This window comes from Pontibacter sp. E15-1 (assembly GCF_022601975.1).
Taxonomy (GTDB): domain Bacteria; phylum Bacteroidota; class Bacteroidia; order Cytophagales; family Hymenobacteraceae; genus Pontibacter.
Genome location: NZ_JAKVIR010000026.1, coordinates 43,438 through 65,308 on the forward strand (window position 1 = coordinate 43,438; position 21,871 = coordinate 65,308).

Annotated in this window: 19 protein-coding genes; 4 read left to right on the forward strand and 15 right to left on the reverse strand. The window is 55.8% G+C overall.

Annotated features, from left to right (window positions below; genetic code table 11):
* Window positions 1-23 precede the first annotated feature (23 nt).
* A complete protein-coding gene (locus MKJ04_RS17475) occupies window positions 24-479 on the forward strand; it encodes a YhcH/YjgK/YiaL family protein (RefSeq protein WP_241642951.1) in 456 nt (151 codons plus the stop codon).
* A 110-nt stretch (window positions 480-589) separates the two neighbouring features.
* A complete protein-coding gene (locus MKJ04_RS17480; RefSeq protein ID WP_241642952.1) occupies window positions 590-1,045 on the forward strand; it encodes a DUF1801 domain-containing protein in 456 nt (151 codons plus the stop codon).
* A gap of 59 nt (window positions 1,046-1,104) precedes the next feature.
* Here the strand turns inward: MKJ04_RS17480 and MKJ04_RS17485 are convergent, their stop codons facing one another.
* The 3 genes from MKJ04_RS17485 to MKJ04_RS17495 form a co-directional block, all read right to left on the reverse strand.
* Window positions 1,105-1,917, reverse strand: coding sequence for a TIGR02757 family protein (locus MKJ04_RS17485; RefSeq protein WP_410896833.1), 813 nt, complete (start codon window positions 1,915-1,917; stop codon window positions 1,105-1,107).
* Between the two features lie 116 nt (window positions 1,918-2,033).
* The gene (locus MKJ04_RS17490) at window positions 2,034-2,753 is read right to left on the reverse strand and encodes a pirin family protein (protein WP_241642953.1); all 720 of its coding nucleotides are present in this window, start codon (window positions 2,751-2,753) and stop codon (window positions 2,034-2,036) included.
* Between the two features lie 195 nt (window positions 2,754-2,948).
* Window positions 2,949-3,737 carry an XRE family transcriptional regulator gene (locus tag MKJ04_RS17495; protein ID WP_241642954.1) on the reverse strand — a complete coding sequence of 263 codons (789 nt, stop codon included), beginning with the start codon at window positions 3,735-3,737 and terminating at the stop codon, window positions 2,949-2,951.
* A 533-nt stretch (window positions 3,738-4,270) separates the two neighbouring features.
* On the opposite strand from MKJ04_RS17495, the gene MKJ04_RS17500 reads away from it, so the two are divergent.
* Window positions 4,271-5,731 (forward strand): S8 family serine peptidase, encoded by a 1,461-nt coding sequence (locus MKJ04_RS17500; RefSeq protein WP_241642955.1) that lies wholly within the window; start codon window positions 4,271-4,273, stop codon window positions 5,729-5,731.
* Between the two features lie 96 nt (window positions 5,732-5,827).
* On the opposite strand, the gene recQ is transcribed toward MKJ04_RS17500, so the two are convergent.
* Complete coding sequence (gene recQ / locus MKJ04_RS17505; protein ID WP_241642956.1) at window positions 5,828-7,966, reverse strand: DNA helicase RecQ; 2,139 nt, start codon at window positions 7,964-7,966, stop codon at window positions 5,828-5,830.
* Window positions 7,967-8,131: 165 nt separating this feature from the next.
* Between recQ and MKJ04_RS17510 the strand changes: the two genes are divergently transcribed.
* Window positions 8,132-8,467: a four-helix bundle copper-binding protein gene (locus tag MKJ04_RS17510; RefSeq protein WP_241642957.1), complete on the forward strand. Its 336-nt coding sequence runs from the start codon at window positions 8,132-8,134 to the stop codon at window positions 8,465-8,467.
* 84 nt (window positions 8,468-8,551) lie between these two features.
* On the opposite strand, the gene MKJ04_RS17515 is transcribed toward MKJ04_RS17510, so the two are convergent.
* The 11 genes from MKJ04_RS17515 to MKJ04_RS17565 form a co-directional block, all read right to left on the reverse strand.
* Window positions 8,552-8,884 carry a phage holin family protein gene (locus MKJ04_RS17515; protein ID WP_241642958.1) on the reverse strand — a complete coding sequence of 111 codons (333 nt, stop codon included), beginning with the start codon at window positions 8,882-8,884 and terminating at the stop codon, window positions 8,552-8,554.
* Window positions 8,885-9,058: 174 nt separating this feature from the next.
* A complete protein-coding gene (locus MKJ04_RS17520; protein ID WP_241642959.1) occupies window positions 9,059-10,129 on the reverse strand; it encodes an agmatinase family protein in 1,071 nt (356 codons plus the stop codon).
* A 22-nt stretch (window positions 10,130-10,151) separates the two neighbouring features.
* Window positions 10,152-11,453: a polyamine aminopropyltransferase gene (gene speE, locus MKJ04_RS17525; RefSeq protein WP_241642960.1), complete on the reverse strand. Its 1,302-nt coding sequence runs from the start codon at window positions 11,451-11,453 to the stop codon at window positions 10,152-10,154.
* Between the two features lie 160 nt (window positions 11,454-11,613).
* Window positions 11,614-11,913 (reverse strand): putative phage abortive infection protein, encoded by a 300-nt coding sequence (locus tag MKJ04_RS17530; RefSeq protein WP_317246727.1) that lies wholly within the window; start codon window positions 11,911-11,913, stop codon window positions 11,614-11,616.
* A 213-nt stretch (window positions 11,914-12,126) separates the two neighbouring features.
* Window positions 12,127-12,774, reverse strand: coding sequence for a chemotaxis protein CheC (locus tag MKJ04_RS17535; protein WP_241642962.1), 648 nt, complete (start codon window positions 12,772-12,774; stop codon window positions 12,127-12,129).
* 37 nt (window positions 12,775-12,811) lie between these two features.
* Window positions 12,812-14,449, reverse strand: a complete 1,638-nt coding sequence (locus tag MKJ04_RS17540; RefSeq protein ID WP_241642963.1) for a chemotaxis protein CheA — start codon at window positions 14,447-14,449, stop codon at window positions 12,812-12,814.
* A complete protein-coding gene (locus MKJ04_RS17545) occupies window positions 14,446-15,573 on the reverse strand; it encodes a chemotaxis protein CheB (protein ID WP_241642964.1) in 1,128 nt (375 codons plus the stop codon). Before MKJ04_RS17545 ends, MKJ04_RS17540 begins: the two co-directional genes overlap by 4 nt.
* Before the next feature lie 42 nt (window positions 15,574-15,615).
* Window positions 15,616-15,987: a response regulator gene (locus MKJ04_RS17550; protein ID WP_241642965.1), complete on the reverse strand. Its 372-nt coding sequence runs from the start codon at window positions 15,985-15,987 to the stop codon at window positions 15,616-15,618.
* Window positions 15,988-16,021: 34 nt separating this feature from the next.
* Window positions 16,022-16,621 carry a chemotaxis protein CheW gene (locus MKJ04_RS17555; protein ID WP_241642966.1) on the reverse strand — a complete coding sequence of 200 codons (600 nt, stop codon included), beginning with the start codon at window positions 16,619-16,621 and terminating at the stop codon, window positions 16,022-16,024.
* The gene (locus MKJ04_RS17560; RefSeq protein ID WP_241642967.1) at window positions 16,621-20,859 is read right to left on the reverse strand and encodes a HAMP domain-containing protein; all 4,239 of its coding nucleotides are present in this window, start codon (window positions 20,857-20,859) and stop codon (window positions 16,621-16,623) included. The genes MKJ04_RS17555 and MKJ04_RS17560 overlap by 1 nt, the downstream gene beginning before the upstream one ends.
* Before the next feature lie 132 nt (window positions 20,860-20,991).
* Complete coding sequence (locus MKJ04_RS17565; RefSeq protein ID WP_241642968.1) at window positions 20,992-21,756, reverse strand: ParA family protein; 765 nt, start codon at window positions 21,754-21,756, stop codon at window positions 20,992-20,994.
* Window positions 21,757-21,871 lie beyond the last annotated feature (115 nt).

A 21,871-nucleotide genomic window follows, 5' to 3' on the forward strand; every position in this document is an offset into this window, starting at 1 on the left:
AACTTTAACTGATACGCACCAAGATGGTTTTAGACTCCCTCGCCAATGCTGCGCGCTACCAGGGCATGCACCCGCTTTTCGCGCAGGCTTTCACGTTTTTGCAGGAGGCTGACCTGGCTTCCCTGCCAACCGGTATACATGAGCTCAAGGGCCGCGAACTGTTCGCGATCCTGTCGGATGCGACGGGTATAAGCAAGCAGGAGGCAACGCTCGAAGTGCACCGCAAGTACATCGACATTCAGTTTGTAGTATCCGGCACCGACCACATGGGCTGGAAAAGCCTTGCCTTCTGCGCCGATCCAAGCGACCCATACCATGAAGCGCGTGACGCCGCATTCTTCCCCGACAGGACCGACAATTGGTTTGATGTGCCAGCAGGCTATTTCACCATCTTCTACCCCGACGACGCCCACGCCGCCATGGTAACGCAGGAAAAAGTGCGGAAGGTGGTGCTGAAAATTGCCGTGGAACAGGTATAAAACGCTCACTGGCGGATAGGGCTTATGTCAAGCAGCCTGAACGCAATGCACCACTTTATACCGAAACCGGCTCATGCGCCTCATACATCAAACCGATACCATACCATACCTTGCAAAGCAAAGCCAGCACTCCGAACCAATATGTCGCCCAATTGCCTGAAGACCGGGCACACGCCATCAGCAAATTACGCGAGGTTATCCAGGAACATATCCCGGATGGGTTTGTCGAAACCATGAGCTATGGTATGATCGGCTACGTCGTTCCGCATGCTGTTTACCCCAACGGGTATCACTGCGACCCGAAACTGCCCTTGCCCTTTATGAGCATTGCCTCCCAGAAAAACTTCATTGCCGTTTACCATATGGGCCTTTATGCCGACAAAAGCCTATTGGAATGGTTTACAGAAGCCTATACCCGGCATTGCACTACCAAGCTGGACATGGGCAAAAGCTGTATCCGCTTCAAAAAACCGGAAGCCGTACCCTATATTCTCATTGGGGAGTTAGCTGGAAAGATAACCGCTGAAGAATGGATCGGGATGTATGAGGCGGGACTAAAGCGGTAGCAGCCGCTGTGGCCCTGACTAAATGATAAGCGCTTGCATAGCCTACCTGGCTAAAATGCTTAAAACTTCTCCTCCACTCCCAGCCCAAACAAGGCATAATCGTACTTTACGGGGTCTTCCGGATCGAACGCGCGGAGGTGTGCGGTAAGCTCTTCCGCCGTTTCCCAGTCCATCCCTTTGCGCGTAATCAGGCCGAGGCGGCGGGCCACCCGCTCCACATGCACATCGCAGGGGCAAATCAAGTCGGCCATGGGCAGGGAGTCCCAAAGGCCGAAGTCTACGCCTCCGTCATCTTTGCGCACCATCCAGCGCAGGTACATGTTCAGCCGCTTGCAGGCAGACTTACGGGCTGGCGTGGCAATATGCTTGCGGGTGCGCTGCGGCGCGTCCTCCAGACTGAACACCAGCTCATGGAAATGGGTCAGGCGTACTTTCTGGGTCAGTATACCGTCCCCCGGCCCCGTGAAGGCCGTTTCGAGGCTCTCATGTTGCCGGTAGTACTCCTGAAAAAAATGCAGCAGGTACAGCAAATCCGTATCGTTGAAAGTGCGGTGCTTGAAGCCCAGAAAGCGGGGAAGGTCCTGCTCCCGATGGTGTAGCACAAAGTCGTGCGGGGCGTTGTCCATCAGGTCCATCAGGCGCAGGCAGTTGTTGATGATCGTCTTGCGCTGCCCCCAGGCCAGTATGGCCGCAAAAAAACCGCTGATTTCGATGTCCTGCTTTTTGGTGAAGCGGTGTGGTATAGACACCGGGTCGTTTGGGATGAAAGCGGGTTGGTTATACTGTGCCACCCTGTCGTCGAGCAGGGTTTCAACGGTGGCCAGGGTATACTGCGTCATAAAAAAAAGCAGCCTGCTTGCACATGCTGCCATAAAGGGTTTTTACAAAGTTAAAGTCAGCCAAAAAGGCGAACATGGGTTCGCGCGTTCCGGTTGTAGTATAAAGCATGTATAAATTTCATTTTTGGAAGCGAAATTTATACATGCGCTTAATAATTCGCCTCGATGGCAGGCACATCCACTAACAGGAACCTGCCCTCCGCGGAGCCGTGCAACCGGATGGCAGTCTGGTCGGCAATGCGCACCTGATCACCGGTATCCACTTCCATGTTGTTGACGAGCATGCTCCCTGAAACCACATACACCAGGGTCTGGCGTAGTTTGAAAGTCTTAAAGTCGATCTCCTCACCCTGCGACAGATGCCCGTAGTATACCGAGGAATTCGAGTTCAGGTAGGCCACGTTCTCCAGAACCTTCTGCCCTGTTACCAGTGGCACCAGCTTATCCTTCTCGTCCAGGAAATCGAGCGACATGTGCTCGTAGGACGGGGCAAGACCGCGCTTGTTGGGCAGGAACCACAATTGGAAAAGCTCAAGCGGTACCTCTCCCTCATTTGTCTCAGAAACCGTAATGCCCATACCGGATGTGATGCGCTGCACGCTTCCCGCCTTCAGTGTCATCTCGTTCCCGAGGTTGTCTTTGTGGGTGAGCTGCCCCGCCGTCACGATCTGGATGATTTCCATCTCGGCATGCGGATGGGACGGAAAACCGGCGTTCGGTTTGATGGTATCCTGGTTTAACACGCGCAGTGGCCCGAACGCTATATTGTTAGGGCTGTAATAATCGGCAAACGAGAAAAGGTAGTACGACTTCAGCCAGTCTCCTACTTCAGCATAATGGCGCTCGGCGGCGGTTATTAGTTTCATCATAGTGCGTGTGTCTTTTAGATCTTTAGGTGTATGGTGCAGCTACAAAACCTGCAACCCTGCTAGGCTTTACGCATATTGTTATTTCTAGTTAGCCAAAGCGGCGAGAGCAGCGAGGCATGCACAAAATAAGCCCGGCTATGCTCCCAAGGGCACAACCGGGCTTATTCTGAATTTTATATGAAGAAGCTGAAGCCCCTACTCTACTTTTTTCAGCTTTTGCACTTCTTTCTGCAGATCCAGCACGATGGAAGAGAGTTTGTTCAGCGACAAATCCGCAATCGGGAAGGTGGAGCTGATGTATGATTTTGCCTCCCATATCTCCACCACGTCCTGCACATGCACCTCATACGGCGAGTACACGGGGTTGTCGGAGTGGAGGTGAAGCACCGCGGTGTCTTTTATCTTGTTAAAAATACGCTTGAAAACGACGCCTTCTTTCTGGCTGACGATGATGCAGGGCGTCCCGTCTTTTATCTGGTTCCAGTCTTCGACATAGCGCCCCACGATCACGGTGCCCGAGGCAATAGGCAACATCGAGTCGCCGCTTATCTCGAAAGCCCGGTAAGTGCCCCCGGTCCCGAGCATGGGCAAGCGGAAGCGTGGCAACTCCTCCATAAATTCAGGGTCGGCATACCCGTTCAGGTATCCGGCGCTGGCTTTGTAAGGCACCAGTTCTATGTTCTCTTTTTCGTTCTCATCCACGGTGATGGCCAGCACCCGCAGGTTGCCGCCAGACGTTTTGGCCGTGCCCGCGCCTGATTTGGGGTTCACGCCGTCTTTAGTAAAGTCGTTTGTGATGAGCTCATCCAGCGAGACCTCGAAAAGCTTCGCCACATTGATCAGGGTGCTGAGCTTAGGCTCTGCCCTGCCCTCTTCGTACGCCCCCACAAGTGAGCGCTTTATGTCCAACTTCTCCGCCAGTTGCGCCTGGGTATACCCGGCGCTTTTGCGCAGATGCCTTATGTTTGATGTCACTACTTGCATACCAGCCCAAGCTAAGGTTTAAAATACAGATGCGGCTACTTCACCACACGCTTGTAAAAATACTAAAACATTCGCAGTCATACTAATATTTTTAGCAGTTTTTACTAAAAATCACCAAAATTGGATTTAATTTTTCCAACATTTTATTTAAATGTCTAACATCAATTTTAATTTTGTTGTAATAATGCAACATTATACTAAAACTACACCAGGCAAATATTAGGACATACGCTTTGTATTGCCCTATATTTACGAAGTGAAATATGCTATACCTGTTAGATATATACAATTGGTATTACGATCATGCTTTTCACACAGGTATAACATAATTTATATCAGTACTAAAAAGTTTTTGGTGCGCTTAGGCTAAACCAAATAAGTTAACATTACCTGAACACCGCAACAACCCTAATGAGCCAGGCCAGATATGCGCTATTGCACGCCAAAAAAGTGCGAACAGCGCCTTAACGAATATCACGGGCTGCTTCTGAACAGAACTTCATTCTTTACACACTTATATTATTACTTTGGCTATGTTTTTAACAAGCACCCTCAGAAAATCAGTGGCGAGTATTGCCCTCACCTCCTTTCTCGCGCTGTCTGCAGGCTGCCAGAAAGAAGGCCTCCTGGAAAGCCAGTTTGCCCCGCAAACGGCGGCAGAAAACAGCCTTAACGGGCAGTTGATTGATGGGCAGTACATCGTCGTTTTCAAGAACAACAGCACCGGCGCGTTTACGGGCAGCAACGAACAGGGCCTGACTGCCAGCCGCACAGACGCCGCCAAAATGCGCCAGCATGTTTTTGAGGCAGCCGGAGTGGAACGCACGGATGTAAGCCAGATTTACGAAGGGATTGTGAATGGCTTTGCCGCACGACTCTCAAAAGCACAACTGGCAGCACTGCGCACAAACACAGACATCGCCTACATAGAGCAAGACCGGTATATCGCGCTGGGCGGTATCTCTACTACCCTTTTTGCAAAAGGCGGCTCCAAGGGCGATAAAAACCTAAATGGGAACGGCAAAGGGAAAAACGAACCACTCCCATCAGAGCCAGCACCTACTGAGCCTGCTCCAGCTGATCCAGCTCCAGCTGATCCAGCTCCAGCTGATCCAGCTCCAGCTGATCCAGCCCCAACTCCAACTGAGCCAGCACCAATGCCAACTGAGCCGGCACCGGCCCCAACAGCGCCAACCCCTGCTCCGGGGTATACCACCGTCACGCCGATGACCGGGGAAGTCCTCTCCTGGACGGTGGAGCGTGTTGGCTTCGGCGATGGCACCGGGAAAACCATCTGGATCATCGACTCCGGTATAGACACCGACCACCCGGACCTGAATGTTGACCTGAACCGCTGCGCTTCATTTATATATAACATGCCTTCCGTTGAAGACGGCTTTGGCCACGGCACGAACGTAGCAGGTATCATCGCAGCCAAAAACAACGGCTCCGGCATGCTTGGGGTAGCCTCTAACGCCACCATCGTGGCCCTGCGGGTGTTCGACGACGCGGGCTCCGGCTCTATCTCCAGAGCGATTTCTGCCGTGAACCATGCCAGCAACTACGCCAAGCCCGGCGACGTGGTGAACATGAGCCTTGGAGGCGGTATTTCCAACACCCTAGACAATGCTGTGATCACGGCGGCCGGAAAAGGCATCCTGTTCGCCATTGCGGCAGGCAATAGCGCCCTGGACTGCAAAGACACTTCCCCCGCACGTGTAGATGCCGCTGGCGTTTATACCGTGTCTGGTATGGATGTGAACAACATGCTTGTCTCCTCCTCTAACTTCGGCCCGGCCGTAGACTTCTCGGCTCCTGGCGCAAACGTAACGGTAACTACCATAGGCGGCGGTACTGCCGGCGGCTACGGCGGCACGTCTATGGCGGCCCCACACGTGGCAGGCATCCTGCTGCTTCGTGGCACCGTGTTCACCCAGGGGTATATCTCCGGAGACAAAGACGGCATACCGGACCCGATTGCGTCTGTGCAATAGCACTGTGGTATTCTCTATAAACAGGAAAGGCTGCCCGATCGGGCAGCCTTTCCTGTTTATAGAGATTTGTACGGAGATTGAGGCTAAGGCGCAGCATCACCGCGTGTTTTCTTTTTTATACACCGCCACCGAGAGCCGTATTTTATAGTACTCGTGCTTCTCTTTCAGTTCCTCAAACAGGTCTTTCAGTTTGGCGTCAGCCCCGAGCTTTGCGATAGCCACCGCAATGGCCTTGTACTCGGCCCTGGTCAGGAACTTGCCCAACTCTACCGCGTAGCCCTGCTCATAGAGCGTGGCCAGGTGCGAGTAAATCGTCACCGGGTTCAGGTTACGGTTTGCCGCGATCTGCTCGATGCCATACCCCTGCTGCAGCATCTCGAAAGTGGCCAGGTGTGTGGCGCCCTTCAATTTGCTGCCCTTCGCCTGCTCCTCGTTTATAAAGTCGATGATGGCAGTGATGAAGGTATCGCCGAAGCGCTCATACTTCTGCGCCCCCACCCCGGATATGGCCAGCATGGAAATACGGTTGGTGGGTCGTTCGGCGGCCATCTCCTGCAGCGTACTGTCGGTAAAGACCACGTAAGGCGGCACCCCAGACTCGTCTGCAAGCCGCTTGCGCGTGGCGCGGAGCCGCTCAAAGAGCGCGTCCTTGATCAGCTCGCGCTTCGGTCTGGCTTTCACGGCTGCTTCCTCAGGCTGCTTCACATCATCGAATTTCACGAGCTGCACCTTCCTGTTCTCAAACAGCACCTCCCGGCTTTGGTCCGTGAGTTTAAGGGTATACCCCTGGTCATAGGCCATCTCCACCAGCCCGCCGTTCAGCATCTGGTGGAGGTAGCGGTGCCAGTCCAGGGTGTTCACGTCGCGGCCTGCGCCGTAGGTCTTTATCTTATCAAAGCCGGCTTGCAGCACCTGGCTGTTGCGGGCGCCCCGCAGCACGTCTACCAGCAGGCCCATGTTGGCCCGTTCCTGGGTGCGGGCGATGGCCGAAAGCGCCTTCTGCACCAGCAGTGTCCCGTCGAAGGTAGTGGGCGGGTTCCGGCAGATGTCGCAGTTGCCGCAATCCTTTTGCATGGTCTCCCCGAAATACTGCAGCAGGATGCGGCGGCGGCAGGCGGCAGCTTCGGCAAACTGCTGCATCCGCTCGAGCTTCACGAGTTGCAGCTCGGTCTGCTTTTTGTCGCCCTCGTTGTCCTGCAGCATGTTGCGCATGTTCATCACATCCGCGAAAGAGTAAAACAGCAAGGCGTCGGCCTTGGCCCCGTCCCGGCCTGCGCGGCCGATCTCCTGGTAATAGCCCTCTATGTTTTTAGGGAGGTTGTAGTGGATCACCCAGCGCACATTGGATTTGTCGATGCCCATACCGAAGGCCACGGTGGCGCACACAATCTGCACGTCGTCTTTCAGGAAAGCCTCCTGCGCCCTGGCCCGCAACGGCGCCGACATGCCAGCGTGGTAAAAAGTGGCGTTAAACCCGTTTTGCTTCAGCTTGTTGGCCAGCGACTCGGTGGCTTTGCGGCTGAGGCAATATATAATGCCGGGCTGCTTTGGCCGGCTGCTGATAAAGTCCGTGATTTTGTTGAACCTGTCACGGCCCGGTTTCACCGTCAGGTTGATGTTGGGCCTGTCGAAGGAGGCCACAAAGACCTGCGGGTCATGGAGCTGCAGTTGCCCCTGTATGTCTTTCTGGGTGAGCTTGTCGGCGGTGGCGGTGAGGGCCACCACGGGGATATGCGGAAACTGCTGCTTGAGGGCTTTCAGCTGGGTATACTCCGGCCTGAAGTCGTGTCCCCAAGCCGAGATGCAGTGCGCCTCGTCCACGGCAAACAGCGACACGTTAATGCGACTCAGGAACGACATGAAGCCGGACGAGAGCAGTTTTTCCGGGGAGACATACAGCAGTTTCAGCTTCTCGCCGAGGCAGTCGTTCTCGATCTGATACTGCTGCTCCGCCGTTTGCGAGCTGTTGATGTAGGCGGCCGGGATGCCGTTGGCAAGCAGGGCCTCCACCTGGTCCTTCATCAGGGCGATTAGCGGCGAGATGACCACGCAGATGCCGGGAAGCACCACCGCCGGCACCTGATAGCACACGGATTTTCCGCCTCCGGTGGGCATCAGCACCACCACGTCCTTTTGGTGCAGCAGCCTGTCGATGATCTGCTCCTGCATCGGCCGGAACTGCTCGTATCCGAAATATAGTTTCAGGGCTTCGCGCGCCTCTCTTATTGTTGCCATACCTTTTTCTCCTGCAGTCTGCACACCTGCTTTTTCGCCAGCTTCCATATACAAAGGTAGCCATAATTTTCAGCTTCTGCAGGCTCCAACGGTATCCGGATGATAACCATGTGCCCCGGCACGCGTATCCTAAAGGCATTAACAGACACACAAAATACTTAAACTATGAAATCCGAAATAACAAACAATTTAGAGCATGTACTAGTAAAATGCATCACTGCCTGCGAAACCTGCGCGACCCTCTGCCTGCAGGAAGATGATGTGAAGATGATGGTGCGCTGCATCATGATCGACCGCGACTGCGCCGATATTTGTGCGCTGACCTCCCGCTTCGTGGCCCGCAACTCCGAGCACGCCAAGCATGTGATGAAAGAGTGTATCGAGATCTGCCGCATTTGCGAAAAAGAATGTCGCCAGCATGAGGCCGAGCATTGCCAGAAGTGCGCTGACGCCTGCAAAGAGTGCGCCGACGCCTGCGAGGAATGGATGGCCAAGAAGTAAGCAGCGCTTACAACACACCGGTATAAAAGCGAAGGGGGCGACAGAAATCTGTCGCCCCCTTCGCTTTTATGTATGCGCGCCGCCTTAAAAAATCATGTCGAGCACCGCAGTGATGACAGAAAGCACGAGGCTGAAAAGCAGCGCCGCGAAGAAGCCGCTGGTGTCAAAGCCTGCGATAAGAGAGTCCGCCAACAGGATGATGAGGGCATTGATCACCAGCAGAAAGAGGCCAAGCGTGACAATGGTAACCGGTATGGTCAGGATCACGAGCACTGGTTTTACCACCGCGTTCAACACTGCCAGCACCAGGGCCAGTATAATCGCAGTCATAAAGCCGTCAATCGAAACACCAGGCAATATATACGCCGACAACATGGCGGCCGCACCTGTCATAAGGAGTTTGAGTATAAATCCCATAGATGAATATTTATTTATATAGCTTTTACTGTGTATAGTATGAGGCATACTTACGCAAAGCGCTGCATAAAGATAGGGCAAAATATGCGTGGCGCGGTATAGGGGAAACGCTCAAAATAAACCCCGCTGCTTAAAAAAAGCAGCGGGGTTTATACTTCACTGACCGTCAGTTGCTTAAAACTGCGCCTCCAGTCTTTTCTGCGAGGCGGCCATGAGGTTGCAAAGTTTCAGGAGCACACGGGCACCCACGTTTCCGTTCCACTCGCTGTCGCCGGGCGCCACTTCGCACAGGTCGAATCCAATGATCTCGCGGCCCGACTTTACCAGTTGCTTGATCAGGAACATGGCCTGCTCAAACTCCAGCCCACCGGGCACCGGGGTGCCGGTGGCAGGGCACAGCTTCGGGTCCAGCCCGTCGATGTCGAAGCTGATGTATACCTTCTGAGGCAGCTGGGCGATGATTTTCTTGCACTCTTTCTTCCAGCTGTCGCCGCCATACATGTTCTCTTTAAGCACCGCGTCATAAAAGATCGTGACACGTCCGTTGGATTGCTCGGCCAGCTCGGCCTCCGCCTGGCAAATATCCCGGATACCCACCTGCACCAGCTTCTTCACCTGTGGCAGTTTAAGGGCGTTGTACATGATGGAGGCGTGGGAAAACGCAAAGCCTTCGTAGGCCTCGCGCAAATCGGCGTGTGCGTCTATCTGCAGGATACCGTATTCCTCATGCTTGTCGGCCAGCGCGTGCATCAGACCGAGCGGGGTGCTGTGGTCGCCGCCCAGCACGCCAACCAGTTTGCCCTGCTCCAGGTAGTTCAGTGCTTTTTGCTTCAGCCACTGCAGGAACTCCTGCCCCTTTTGGGTTACCTCTGCTGGCAGGTTTTCAAACTGTGCAGTATCCTCCTCGGGGCTTCCGGCCTCCAGCCATTTGATGTAGGCCTCGGCCTTGTCGCGCAGCATGTTGCTCGTCGCTGCCCACTCCTCCGAAATCTCCTCCATCGCGATGCCCAGTTTCCAGGCGTCTTTGATGTGTGGCTCGTAAAGGTCCAGCTGCGGGGAGGCGTCTTTCACGGCCTGTGGGCCCTGTGCTGTTCCGGCGCTGTAAGAAACGGTCACTTCCCAGGGTGTGGGAATGATTACGACCTCCGACTCATCGATGGTAAAAGGCAAACCAAATAGGCCACCGCTGCTGTCCCCGACTCCGTTTGGGTCGAAGCTGGCAATCTTCTGCTCTTTGCTATTCATCTCTTGATTTTGCAGTATATACTTAGCGTGCGTTTTCAGTTCCGCTGGCAAGCAGGCCTTTCACGAAATTCGGAAGGGCAAAGGCCGCCGCATGGATTTCTTCATTATAATACTTCAGGCCTTCGCGCTGTGCGAACTTCTCAGCCGCCTCCCGGTCGAAACGCAACGGATGCGAGTTGCCTTTTGAGGAATAGGAAAAGCTCCAGGTGCCCGTAGGGTATGTCGGGATGGCCGCCAGGTAGCAATGCACGTTCTGCTGCCCGAAAATCTGCTTGTAGGTGTCGTATATCTCCACAAACACGCCGCTGTTAAAGCGCGGCGACTCCGACTGTGTCACCATCACGCCATCCGGGGTAAGGCAGCGGTGTACCTGGCTGTAGAACTCGGCGGTGAACAGGCCCTCACCCGGCCCAACAGGGTCGGCAGAGTCCACGATGATCAGGTCGTAGCGGCTGTCCTCGCATTCGTTGATGTACTTGATGCCGTCTTCCACCAGCAGGTTCAGGCGGGGGTTGCCAAAAGCTACGGCCGTTTCGGGCAGGTGCAGCTTGCAGGCCTCAATCACCAGTGCGTCGATCTCGACCAGCGTTACTTCCTCCAGCTGCCCGTGGCGCAGCAGTTCGCGCACCGTACCGCCGTCGCCGCCTCCGATTACGAGCGCGCGCCTGGCTTTGGTATGGCTGAACATGGGCACATGCGTGATCATCTCGTGGTACACGTACTCATCCTTCTGCGTGCACATCACCATACCGTCCAGGGTCAGCATGTTGCCATAAGCCAGCGTCTCGAACACCTCTACGCGCTGGTAGGGCGAGTCTTTTTTGTAAAGCTGGTTCCCGCTGTGCTTCAGGGAAAGGGCGATATTCTCGTCGCGTTCCGTAAACCACACATCGCGCGTGATGGTGCCTACCTCCTCGTCTGGCTTCGGCGACACGTCGCGCAACGACTCGAGGTTGAACTCATTCCGCTTCAGCAGGCTCAGCTGGCCCCGGCGCAGCTCCATCGACGAGCCGTGCCCGGCCTCAAAAGCCTCTTTCAGGTAGTTATAGGATACCCACGGGTCGACCGAGTCGCCGCAGGTAAACAGGTCTACGGCCGCGTAACCGTACTCCGGCCAGGTATGAATCGCCAGGTGGCTCTCCTGTATCACCACTACCCCGGATACACCGTAGGGCGAAAAGTGGTGAAAGGTGCTGTTGATCACCGTGGCCCCGGCTGTTTCGGCAGCGGCGACCATGCTGTTCTCTATATGCACAACATCGTTCATCAGCTCCGGCGAGCAATCATAAAACTCTACTAAAATGTGTCTACCTAAAGCGTTCATCAATGGGTATGAAAGGTTAAAATTTAAAAAGAAGGTAAAAAAACGAAATCCGCGGCTATAATCAAAAGCCTGGGCGCAATACAAGGGTATACTGCTTTGCTTGCCAATGTGTTAATATTTATACCTGCCAGCCAGTTGGCGCTGGTTCCGCCTGGGCGAATTATGCCGCTGGCAGCTCCTGCCGCACTATTTCCGGCACCTTATACTCCCCCGCCAGATCCTCAAAAACATCGAAGGCGGTAAACTCTTTGAGAAGGTTGAAGCGGGCCACGTGGCAGATCAGGAACAGCTCCGTCTTCGTGAAACTGGCCTTGGTGACGAAGCTGTAGTACTCGCCCTCATCACCGGTCTCGGAGCGGTAGCGCTGGATGCGTTTGAACAGCACGCTGAGGTTTTTGAGGTATGGGTTGAGGCTGGTCTGGTAAAAGGAAGAGTGGTAGGTGAACTTGAACGCGGGAATATAGCGGTAATATCAAGATTTGGGGCTCCTTCATTTCATAGCCTGCTTTGCGCTCCACGCCTGGGGTAGGGGCCCTTCTTCAGCTGGGGCGCGTTTTCCGGCTCTGTGCCGTGTCTCTTTGCTCGCTGCGCAATGCCTCTCTCCATTCGGCACCGTTTCGACTTTGGCATGTATGACGGGGGCTTGCTGGGGCTGTGCGAACGGAGCGGAACGCTATTCTTTTTCCGTCAGGTTGTTGTGGCCCAGCTCAAACGAGCGGATAATGCCCAGTATCTTTAATAGTGTGTTGGTGTCGAAAAAAAGCAACAGCGGCAACTCCACGCTCTTGGAGTTGTGCGTAAACCGGGTAACGACCGTGAACACAAGCGGTTGGAAAAGAGGGTGTTGCACCAGTATCCCTTTCAGGGAATCGGCAATGTGGCTTTTGGGGGCTTTGGGAGGAGAACCGTAGATGCTGGACTTGAGGATGTTGGCCAGCTGCGTAACGAGCGCCCCCGTGATGATGTTGCTGATCTCCAGCAGCAGCGACTCCTGCATGACCGACAGTTCCCCGCGCTGCACATCCAGCATGCTCAGGCATATTTCGGAGAGGCGCACAATGTGCTCGTCGGAGAAAAGCATGAGGGTTGCCCCGTTGAAGTCGCCTTTGATGTCGGATTGGATGATCGTGTGCGTGCCCTCGTACTTTGAAACCAGCAGCAACAGGTCTTTAACCTCAATCAGCGTGATGTCCGGCACTTTCAGCAGTACCTTGTCCTTAGCGATGGAGGCAAAGGAGTCTGCGGCCCGGGCAAGCCCGATGTTCAGGATCTCCTTGATTATGTCCCGTTCAAGCTCCGTAATATGAGGTTCAGTCGTCATCTTTTTGGCGTTTGTGTTAGTCGCATCCGTCTCCATTTTACTGCCTTCTGTTCATGAAATACCGCGTGGTGGCAGGCACATCCAGCACCAAGCATACTTTGCCGGTGCCTAACAGGGTCACCCCCCCGTAGAGGTCGATCCGATCCAGCGGCTTGCTCATGGGCTTCACCACGATATCCTGCTGCCTGTACAGTTTATCTACAATCAATCCGAGCTTCCGGTTGTTGTAGGCTACCACCACAATGTTTTGCACCTGCCCCTTCAGGCGGTCCTTGTCGCCGAGCCGCATGTCTGCCTCATCGGCGTTCAGGAGCTCGTGCAGGTATACCACCGTTACGTTTTCGCCCTTCAGGTTGGCGATCATCACTTCCCCTATCTCATGGATCTCATCCTTGTCCAGGGCAACCACCTGCTGGGTATGAATCAGTGGGATGGCATAGAAAATCTCATCCACCTCAAAGAGCAGCGCCCCTTTCACGGCGATAGAGGTGGGCAGCAGCATCGTGAAAGTGGTGCCCCGCCCCTTCTCAGAGTCCACTGTCAGGCGGCCCCCAATCGAGTCAATGGCGTTTTTCACGACATCCAGCCCCACTCCGCGCCCAGAGAACTCTGTTACTTCCCTGGCGGTGGAGAAGCCGGGCTCAAACAGGAAAGACAGTACTTCCGCATCCGTCAGCCCCTTGGCCACGTCGGCCGTTACCAGCTGCCTTTCCACGGCGGTCCGCTTTATCTGCTTAAAGTCCATGCCGCTGCCATCGTCTGTCAGCTCGATCAATACATTCTCCCGGTCGCTTTGTGCACTCATGCGCAGCTTCCCGGCGCGTGGCTTTCCTTTCCGTTCTCTTTCCGCGGGCAGCTCCAGGCCATGCGTCACGGCGTTGCGCACCAGGTGCAGCAGCGAGTCCGTCATGATTTGCAGGATATTCCGGTCAATCTGGATATCCTGCCCCGACAGGGTCAGGTCAACTTCTTTTTTCTCGGCGGTGGCGATGTCGCGCACAATGCGCGGAAATTTGTTGAACAGCGACCCTATGTTTACCAGCCGCGCATCCATCACACTGTACTGCAGGTCCTCCGTGATGCGGTACAGGTGCGAGCTCACTGCCTTCAACTCGTTGCTACCCAACTCCTTGCTGAGCGACAGGATGCGGTCACGGTCGATCATCAGCTCCCCCACCAGGTTCATTAGGTGGTCCAGCTTCTTAATCTGAATGTATACCAGTTCGGAGAGCGACAGGTTTTTGGAACTGCTGTACTTTTGCACCTTTGCCAGCTCGATCGTGCTCTCAGAGAGGTTCTCCACAATGATGTCGAGGTTGCGCAGCAGCACCGGGTCCGGCTCTTTCTCCTCGTCTTTGTCGATGGCCGAGATCAGCTCGCCCAGCAGGTCAATGCCATCGAAGAGCACTGTTACCACCTCATCGCTGAATGAAAGCTCCTTGCTGCGGACCAGGCTAAAGGCCGTTTCCAGCTTATGCGACACATCCGAGATATGGAGGTAGCCGATGGCCTTGGAGTTTGCCTTCAGGTTGTGGAGCAGGCGAAACACCTCTGCCAGCGTGCGCTCATCGTCCGGCTGCTTCTCCAGAGTGCTGATGTGCCTGTTCAGCGCATCATAGTACTCCAGGGCTTCGGCAATGAATATTTCTTTGTACTCCTGTTCTCTTGATTTCATGCTACGCTGTCCGTTGCGCTGATCTGTTGCTTGCCAGCCACATACCTGTTCAGGAAATGCGCTATATCTGCCAGGGGCAGCACTTTATCAATATGTCCGCTCTCGATGGCGGATTTGGCCATTCCATATATCGTGGAGGATTCCTCGTCCTGCGCGAGCGTCAGTCCGCCTTTGCCCTGTATATGGGCGGCCCCCTCGGTGCCATCCTTGCCCATACCCGTCAGGATCACGCCGATCTGGTGTGGTACTGCGCTCTCGCTTACTGATTTCATGAGCAGGTCCACCGACGGCAGGTCATAGGTAGCTGTTTCTTCGCTTGAGAAGGCAATACTGAGCATGGACTTGTTGCCCATTGTGGAGCGCACCACCATGTTGCGCCCACCAGGTGCCACGATGACCTGCCTCTTTTTCAGCATCAGCCCTTCGTAGCCCTCCTGTACCTCCAGTCCGGTATGGTCCTGCAGCCGCTGCGCATACGTGTTCGTGAAGCTCTGTGGCAGGTGCAGCGCTACCAGCACGGTGGCCTCCAGATCGGTGGCCAATTGCGCAATGACTTTCTCTATGGCCTGGGTGCCGCCTGTGGAGGCCCCGATCACGACAATCGTGTCTGTCGTATTCTGGCGTTTGCCCTGCCGTGATTTTAGCGGAAGCTCATGTATAACCTGCTGCCACAGGCGCTGACGGTGCTCTCCCTCCGCAGGGTCATACGCGCGCACAGCGAGTATCTTCTCCACGATCTCCGCAGCCATACCCCTATAGTTTATATAGTGGCCTTTGCCCGGTTTAATAACCACTCCATACACGCCCAGCTCTATGGCCTGTTGCATCAGCTCCAACGTAAGCTGCTCTTGCAGTACCAGCAGCAGCACAAATGCTGGCTGCTCGCTGAAGATCCGCTTTAGTGTGAGCAGTTGCGCATTGCCTGGCAGGTCATGGTCCAGCAGCACGACATCGGCCCGCTCTCGCTGCAGTTGCAGCAGCAGGTCATCGCTGGTGGCGGCTTTGCCCGCCACCAGCAAGCCGGGCGCATCCCGGATGATGTCCTCCAGCACCGATCGGGCGTATGTGCCTTCCTCGGCCACCATGACCTTTAACTCCTTTTCTTCTTCTCCCTGCACTCTCATTCTCAGCACGAAACGCTATGCGTACAACACATGGCGGCGCTTTTATTTAGCTTCTTCTGATAATACCTGGCTGACAACCTCCAGCACTTTTTCCTCTGAGAACGGCTTCACGATGTAAGCCTTGGCCCCATATTCCATGGCCTCATTCACGATGACCTCCTGGCCTACGGCGCTCACAATTATCACTTTCATGTCCGGCTGGTCTGCCTTTATGCCTTTGAGCACGTCCAGCCCGGTGTTGTCCGGAAGGATCACGTCAAGCGTTATCAGGTCCGGGGTGGTTTCCTTGGCCAGCTCGAGGGCAGTCTGACCATTGGGGGCCTCTCCTACTACTTCGTAACCCGCGTCTGTCAGCATGTTCTTCAACATGGTGCGCATGTAGAAAGAATCATCTACGATCAATATTCTTTTCATACTTTTATAAAGTAGCGTTTATGTATAATTTGCTCTATTCAGTCAACTCACTAATCTCATCCTGGGTCAGTATCTTGTACATGTCCAGCACCACAATCAGGCGGTCGCTCGTTTTGGCCAGGCCTTCAATAAAGTTTTCATTGATGTTCACGGCCTGCAGCAATGCAGGTGCCCTGTCGATCTTAGACACCGCCAGGTTCAGGGATTGTGGCATCTCTTTCACTGCTACCCCTATGCTGTAATCTCTGGCCTCGATCACGAGGGTATACGTGATGTTGGGGTTACTGTCCTCCGTCAATGGAGCGGGTTTGATGTGGAACCGGTCTTCCAGGTCCATGATCGCGATGATGTCACCGCGTATGTTCGCCACCCCTTTCACAAAATGGGGCGTCCGGGGCATGCGGGTGATCGCCGGGGTAACGGTCACTTCCTTCACCTGCTCAATCCGGATGGCGTAACTCTCCACGCCCAGCTTGAACACGATGAGGTGGATCATTTGCTCGCTTTCCTGCTGCCCCTCGGCTTGCGGCCTTTCCTGCGGGGATGCCGCGCCGCCAGACATTGATGCCGGTGTTTTGCCGGTACCCAGGCCAGGCGCGGCCGCAGTGTTGTCTGTCTTGGTTTGCTTCGCCATTATCTTAAGTTGCCCTCTGCCCCGTTGCTGTTATACCATTTCGAGCTGGTGGCCAGGCGGCTGTTGCCTGTGCTCACCTTCTCCGTCACCGGAGAAAGCAGGCGGCGGCTCACCCCGTTGTTGAACACCAGATTCCCGTCTACCAGCTTAAAGGCAGAGATACTTATTTGCAGCTCTGCCGCGATCTTGTTCAGGTTTTGCGACGAGGAGGTGAGTTCCTGCATCGAGCCGGACAGTTGCTTGGCGGTGCTGGCCACCTGCTGCGTGCCCGAGGCTGTTTGCTCGGCAATCGCCACCACTTCCTCCACGTATTTCACCACATCCCCGATAGAGGATTTCTGGATTTCCGTCGCCGTCAGGATGTCCTGGGCCGTGCGCAGGGTCTCTCCGCTGGAGGCGGCAATGTTTTTAAAGGCCCCGGACGCCTCGAAAGTGGCGTTCTTCCCTTTCAGCACGCGTCCCTCCATGGTCGAGATGGCCGTAGCGGCGGAGGCGGTGTCCTTCTTCACGTCATCCACCAGGGTGGCAATCTCACTGGCAGACTTGCGGGACCCTTCCGCCAGCTTCCTGATTTCCTCGGCTACCACCGCGAAACCGCGCCCGGCATCGCCGGCGCGCGCCGCCTCAATGGCCGCGTTCAGGGCCAGCAGGTTTGTTTGCGCGGCAATGTCTGTGATCACCCCCAGGGATTTGGAGATCTCCTGTGAGCGCGTGCTGAGCACTTCGATGGTCTTAGCCGTGAGCACGGCTGAACTGGAGATCTCTTCCATGTTCTTCACCACTTCCGCCACCGTTTTGAGTCCGGTCTGGGAGCTTTCCTCACCCAGCAAGGCCGATTTGTTCACCACTTCCGCACGGTTGGCCGTGTCTTTGGTGGTTTTCATGATTTCTTCGATCAGCTTAAAGGCCTGATCCGTTTTAAGGGCCTGGTTCTGGGCGCCCTCTGCCATTTGCTGCATGGCCAGGGCCACGTCCAGTGTCACCTTGTTCATCTCCAGCCCTTTGCCCGCCATCTCCTCAGACGACGTTCCTACCACCAGCGACGAGTCGTTGATCTCTCCCAACAGGGCGTTTAGGTTGTCGACGGCCAGGTTCAGCGCGTTGGCCATGTCCATGATGTCGCCGGCTGTCTGCACGGCCACTTTCTGCGTCAGGTCGCCTTCAGATATGGCCCGCACTACCCGCGACACGTCCAGCATCGGCGTCACAATGGACTCCAGCAGGTCGTTCACGGTATCCACCAGCTCTTTCCAGCTTCCGCCCACGCCCTGCAGGGTTGCGCGCTCGGTCAGTTTGCCTTCCACGCCGGCCACTCTTGCCACGCGGCTCACTTCCCCGGCCAGGCGGTTCAGGTCCACCACCATGGTGTTGATGGTGTCGGCCAGTTCGGCCACCTCGCCTTTCGCCTCCAGCGTCAGCTTTTGGGTCAGGTCACCTTTCGACACGGCGGTTACCACTTTCACGATGCCCCGCACCTGGATGGTCAGGTTGCTGGCCATGGTATTCACGTTGTCGGTCAGGTCTTTCCATACCCCCGCCACGTTCGGCACGTTGGCCTGGCCGCCCAGTTTTCCTTCCGTGCCCACTTCCAGGGCCACACGCGTTACCTCCCCGGCAAAAATATTCAGGGAGTCAACCATGCGGTTGATGTTTTCCTTCAGCTCGGCCATCTCGCCCTTCACGTCCACCGACACCTTCTGGGTCAGGTCGCCCTTTGCCACGGCCGTGGACACTTTGGCGATGTCGCGCACCTGGCTGGTCAGGTTAGAGGCCATGGTGTTCACGTTGTCGGTCAGCTCCTTCCAGGTGCCGCGCACTTTCGGCACGTTGGCCTGGCCGCCCAGCTTGCCCTCGGTGCCCACCTCGCGGGCCACGCGGGTCACCTCGTCGGCGAACACGTTGAGCGAGTCCACCATCTGGTTCAGGTTTTCCTTCAGGTCCAGTATTTCGCCGCGGGCCTCTACCAGCACTTTCTGGGTCAGGTCGCCCTTGGCCACGGCTGTCGCCACTTTGGCGATGTCACGTACCTGGCTGGTCAGGTTGTTCGCCATCAGGTTCACGTTGTCAGTCAGGTCTTTCCAGGTGCCGCCTACGTTTGGCACGTTGGCCTGGCCTCCCAGCTTGCCCTCGGTGCCCACCTCACGGGCCACGCGGGTTACCTCGTCACCGAATATATTCAGGGAGTCCACCATTTGGTTGATGTTCTCCTTCAACTCACCTAATTCTCCCTTCACGTCCACCGACACCTTCTGGGTCAGGTCGCCCTTGGCCACGGCCGTGGACACGTTGGCGATGTCGCGCACCTGACTGGTCAGGTTGCTGGCCATGGTGTTCACGTTCTCGGTCAGGTCTTTCCATACCCCTGCCACGTTCGGCACATCGGCCTGGCCTCCCAGTTTGCCTTCGGTTCCTACCTCGCGGGCCACGCGGGTAACCTCCCCGGCGAATACGTTGAGCGAGTCCACCATCTGGTTCAGGTTCACTTTCAGCTCGGCCAGTTCGCCTTTCACGTTCACGGTTATTTTCTGGCTCAGGTCGCCCTTGGCCACGGCCGTGGACACGTTGGCGATGTCGCGCACTTGGCTGGTCAGGTTGCTGGCCATGGAGTTTACGTTCTCGGTCAGGTCTTTCCAGATACCCGCCACGTTTGGCACGTTGGCCTGGCCGCCCAGTATACCCTCGGTGCCCACCTCGCGGGCCACGCGGGTTACCTCCGCGCCGAACACGTTGAGACGGTCCACCATTTCGTTGAGGATGTCCTTCAACTCCCCAAGCTCACCTTTCACGTCCACCGACACCTTCTGGGTCAGGTCGCCTTTGGCAACGGCGGTAGCCACGTTGGCGATGTCGCGCACCTGGGCGGTCAGGTTGCCTGCCATCAGGTTCACGTTCTCGGTCAGGTCTTTCCAGGTTCCTTCTACCCTCGGCACATTGGCCTGGCCGCCAAGCTTTCCTTCGGTGCCCACCTCGCGGGCCACACGGGTTACCTCTCCGGCGAACACGTTGAGCGAGTCCACCATCTGGTTGATAATATCTTTCAGGTCGGCGATTTCGCCTCTTACATTTACCGTTACTTTCTGGGTCAGGTCGCCCTTGGCCACCGCCGTGGACACGTTGGCGATGTCGCGCACCTGGCTGGTCAGGTTGGAGGCCATGGAGTTCACGTTGTCGGTCAGGTCTTTCCATACCCCGCCCACGTTCGGCACTTTTGCCTGGCCGCCGAGCTTGCCCTCGGTGCCCACCTCGCGGGCCACGCGCGTTACCTCGTCAGCGAAAATGTTCAGCGAGTCCACCATCTGGTTCATGTTGTCCTTCAGCTGGGCAAATTCCCCCCGCACATCCACCGACACTTTTTGCGTCAGGTTACCTTTCGCCACCGCTGTGGCTACGTTAGAAATGTCGCGCACCTGAGCGGTCAGGTTACTGGCCATCACGTTCACGTTGTCGGTCAGGTCTTTCCAGATGCCCGCCACGTTCGGCACGGAGGCCTGGCCGCCGAGCTTACCCTCGGTGCCCACTTCCAGGGCCACGCGCGTTACCTCCCCGGCAAACAGGTTCAGGTTGTCGATGGTGCGGTTAATGGTCTCGGCCATCACCTTGAAGTCGCCGGACACCGGTATCTGGAATGTCTCATCGAGGTTACCCCGCGAGATGTTCTTCAGTACCTTGCCCACTTCCAACACCGGCACCGCGATGGAATCCACGAGGCCGTTGATGTTGTTAATCATGTCTTTCCAGAAACCTGAGGCATTATCGGCAGAGGCACGCGCTTTCAGGTTCCCTTCCACCCCGGCCACTTTGGAGATGCGCGATACCTCGCCCCCTACCCCGCCGATCATCTCCACCATGGAGTTATAGGCTTCTGCGATCTCGGCAAAAAGGTCATCGTTTTGCTTGGTCAGGCGCACCGAAATATCCCCTTTCTTAAACGCGTCCAGGGCATAGAGCACCTTGTTCAGCTGCTCGCTGATGTATTCCGGGTTGGTGGCAAGCTGCTCCAGCTTGGCCGGGCTTCCGTTATCTCGCTTCAGGGTGTTTGGCTTGGCATCGCTCTTGAAGGCTGGGGCCGCGGCAGGCTTGCCGCCCGCCTGTGGTTTGGCAGGCGCGTCTGCTATGGCCGTGGTTTTTGGCGCGCCACCGTTTCCTTTTGCTTTTGGTGCGGGCTTGTTCTCTTCTCTGGCTTCCACGTCACTGATGAGCTTTTCTTTGCTCAACTTCAAGTTTTTTCCTAAGGCCATATTTCGTTTGGTTGGGATGGTCGCTCGAACCGCTACAGCGTGCCTGGCGCATGGTTACCTTGTCCGGGTATAGCGCAAGCCTTCGAGTGGGTGCAATTTAATTAAAAAAGATGATGAATGAAATCGGGCTTTTTACTCCTGCCCATCGGGCTCTCCAAGGTATTCGGCGGCCAGCGCCCTGTAGTCTTTCGCCCCGTTAGAGGAGGCGTCGTAATCGAGGATGCTCCTGCCAAAGGACGGGGCTTCTGCCAGCTTCACGTTCAGGCGTATCTGGCTGTCGAATATCTTTTCCGTCACGTTCTCGCGCAGGTATTCCAGCACTTCCTGGCTCAGTTTCCGGCGCATGTCAAACATCACCACCACTATGCCCTTTATCCGGAGGCCAGGGTTGAAGGCTTTGCGCACTTTCTCCACCGTGTTCATGATCTGATCGAGCCCCTGAAGGGTTAGCACTTCCATTTGGAGGGGAATCAGCACCTCCTGCGCCGCCGTGAGGGCGTTGAGGGTAAGCACTGAGAGTGAGGGTGGGCAGTCGATGAGGATATAGTCGAACCCTTTGGCCTCTGCCAGGATGCGCTTCAGGAACTTCTCCCGCTCCGGCTGTGTCACCAGCGAGATCTCGACATCAACCAGCTCGTTAGAGCCCGGCACCAGCCAGAGGTCGTCTTTGGGGATGATGACGTCTTTGATGCTTTTGCCCCCCAGCAGCACATCGGCGAGCGTGGCTTCGGGCTGGGTCACAGCCAGCGAGTAAGACAGGTTGCTTTGCGGGTCCAGGTCAAGGAGAAGCACCTTTTTGCCGCGTTTGCTCAGGGCGCTGCCCAGGTTTATGGTGGTCGTTGTTTTGCCTGTGCCGCCTTTCTGGTTAATAACGGCCACTACCTTTGTTTTTGCCATGGAGATTAAGGTTATCGGGGCACGGGCGGCCAATGCAACGCAGGCCATACCCCCTCAACCATCAAAGTTACCTATTAAATTTGTCTAATGCGGCACTATAACTGGCGGCTGTGCA

Excerpts from the sequence above, each read along its gene's own strand:
- MKJ04_RS17475 (WP_241642951.1), top strand. The coding sequence starts at position 24 with ATGGTTTTAGACTCCCTCGCCAATGCTGCGCGCTACCAGGGCATGCAC.
- MKJ04_RS17495 (WP_241642954.1), bottom strand. The coding sequence starts at position 3,737 with ATGCAAGTAGTGACATCAAACATAAGGCATCTGCGCAAAAGCGCCGGG.
- MKJ04_RS17520 (WP_241642959.1), bottom strand. The coding sequence starts at position 10,129 with ATGAATAGCAAAGAGCAGAAGATTGCCAGCTTCGACCCAAACGGAGTC.
- MKJ04_RS17540 (WP_241642963.1), bottom strand. The coding sequence starts at position 14,449 with ATGAAATCAAGAGAACAGGAGTACAAAGAAATATTCATTGCCGAAGCC.
- MKJ04_RS17555 (WP_241642966.1), bottom strand. The coding sequence starts at position 16,621 with ATGGCGAAGCAAACCAAGACAGACAACACTGCGGCCGCGCCTGGCCTG.
- MKJ04_RS17565 (WP_241642968.1), bottom strand. The coding sequence starts at position 21,756 with ATGGCAAAAACAAAGGTAGTGGCCGTTATTAACCAGAAAGGCGGCACA.
- MKJ04_RS17500 (WP_241642955.1), top strand. The coding sequence starts at position 4,271 with ATGTTTTTAACAAGCACCCTCAGAAAATCAGTGGCGAGTATTGCCCTC.
- MKJ04_RS17510 (WP_241642957.1), top strand. The coding sequence starts at position 8,132 with ATGAAATCCGAAATAACAAACAATTTAGAGCATGTACTAGTAAAATGC.
- MKJ04_RS17535 (WP_241642962.1), bottom strand. The coding sequence starts at position 12,774 with ATGACGACTGAACCTCATATTACGGAGCTTGAACGGGACATAATCAAG.
- MKJ04_RS17490 (WP_241642953.1), bottom strand. The coding sequence starts at position 2,753 with ATGATGAAACTAATAACCGCCGCCGAGCGCCATTATGCTGAAGTAGGA.
- MKJ04_RS17485 (WP_410896833.1), bottom strand. The coding sequence starts at position 1,917 with ATGGCAGCATGTGCAAGCAGGCTGCTTTTTTTTATGACGCAGTATACC.
- speE (WP_241642960.1), bottom strand. The coding sequence starts at position 11,453 with ATGAACGCTTTAGGTAGACACATTTTAGTAGAGTTTTATGATTGCTCG.
- recQ (WP_241642956.1), bottom strand. The coding sequence starts at position 7,966 with ATGGCAACAATAAGAGAGGCGCGCGAAGCCCTGAAACTATATTTCGGA.
- MKJ04_RS17545 (WP_241642964.1), bottom strand. The coding sequence starts at position 15,573 with ATGAGAGTGCAGGGAGAAGAAGAAAAGGAGTTAAAGGTCATGGTGGCC.
- MKJ04_RS17515 (WP_241642958.1), bottom strand. The coding sequence starts at position 8,884 with ATGGGATTTATACTCAAACTCCTTATGACAGGTGCGGCCGCCATGTTG.
- MKJ04_RS17550 (WP_241642965.1), bottom strand. The coding sequence starts at position 15,987 with ATGAAAAGAATATTGATCGTAGATGATTCTTTCTACATGCGCACCATG.
- MKJ04_RS17560 (WP_241642967.1), bottom strand. The coding sequence starts at position 20,859 with ATGGCCTTAGGAAAAAACTTGAAGTTGAGCAAAGAAAAGCTCATCAGT.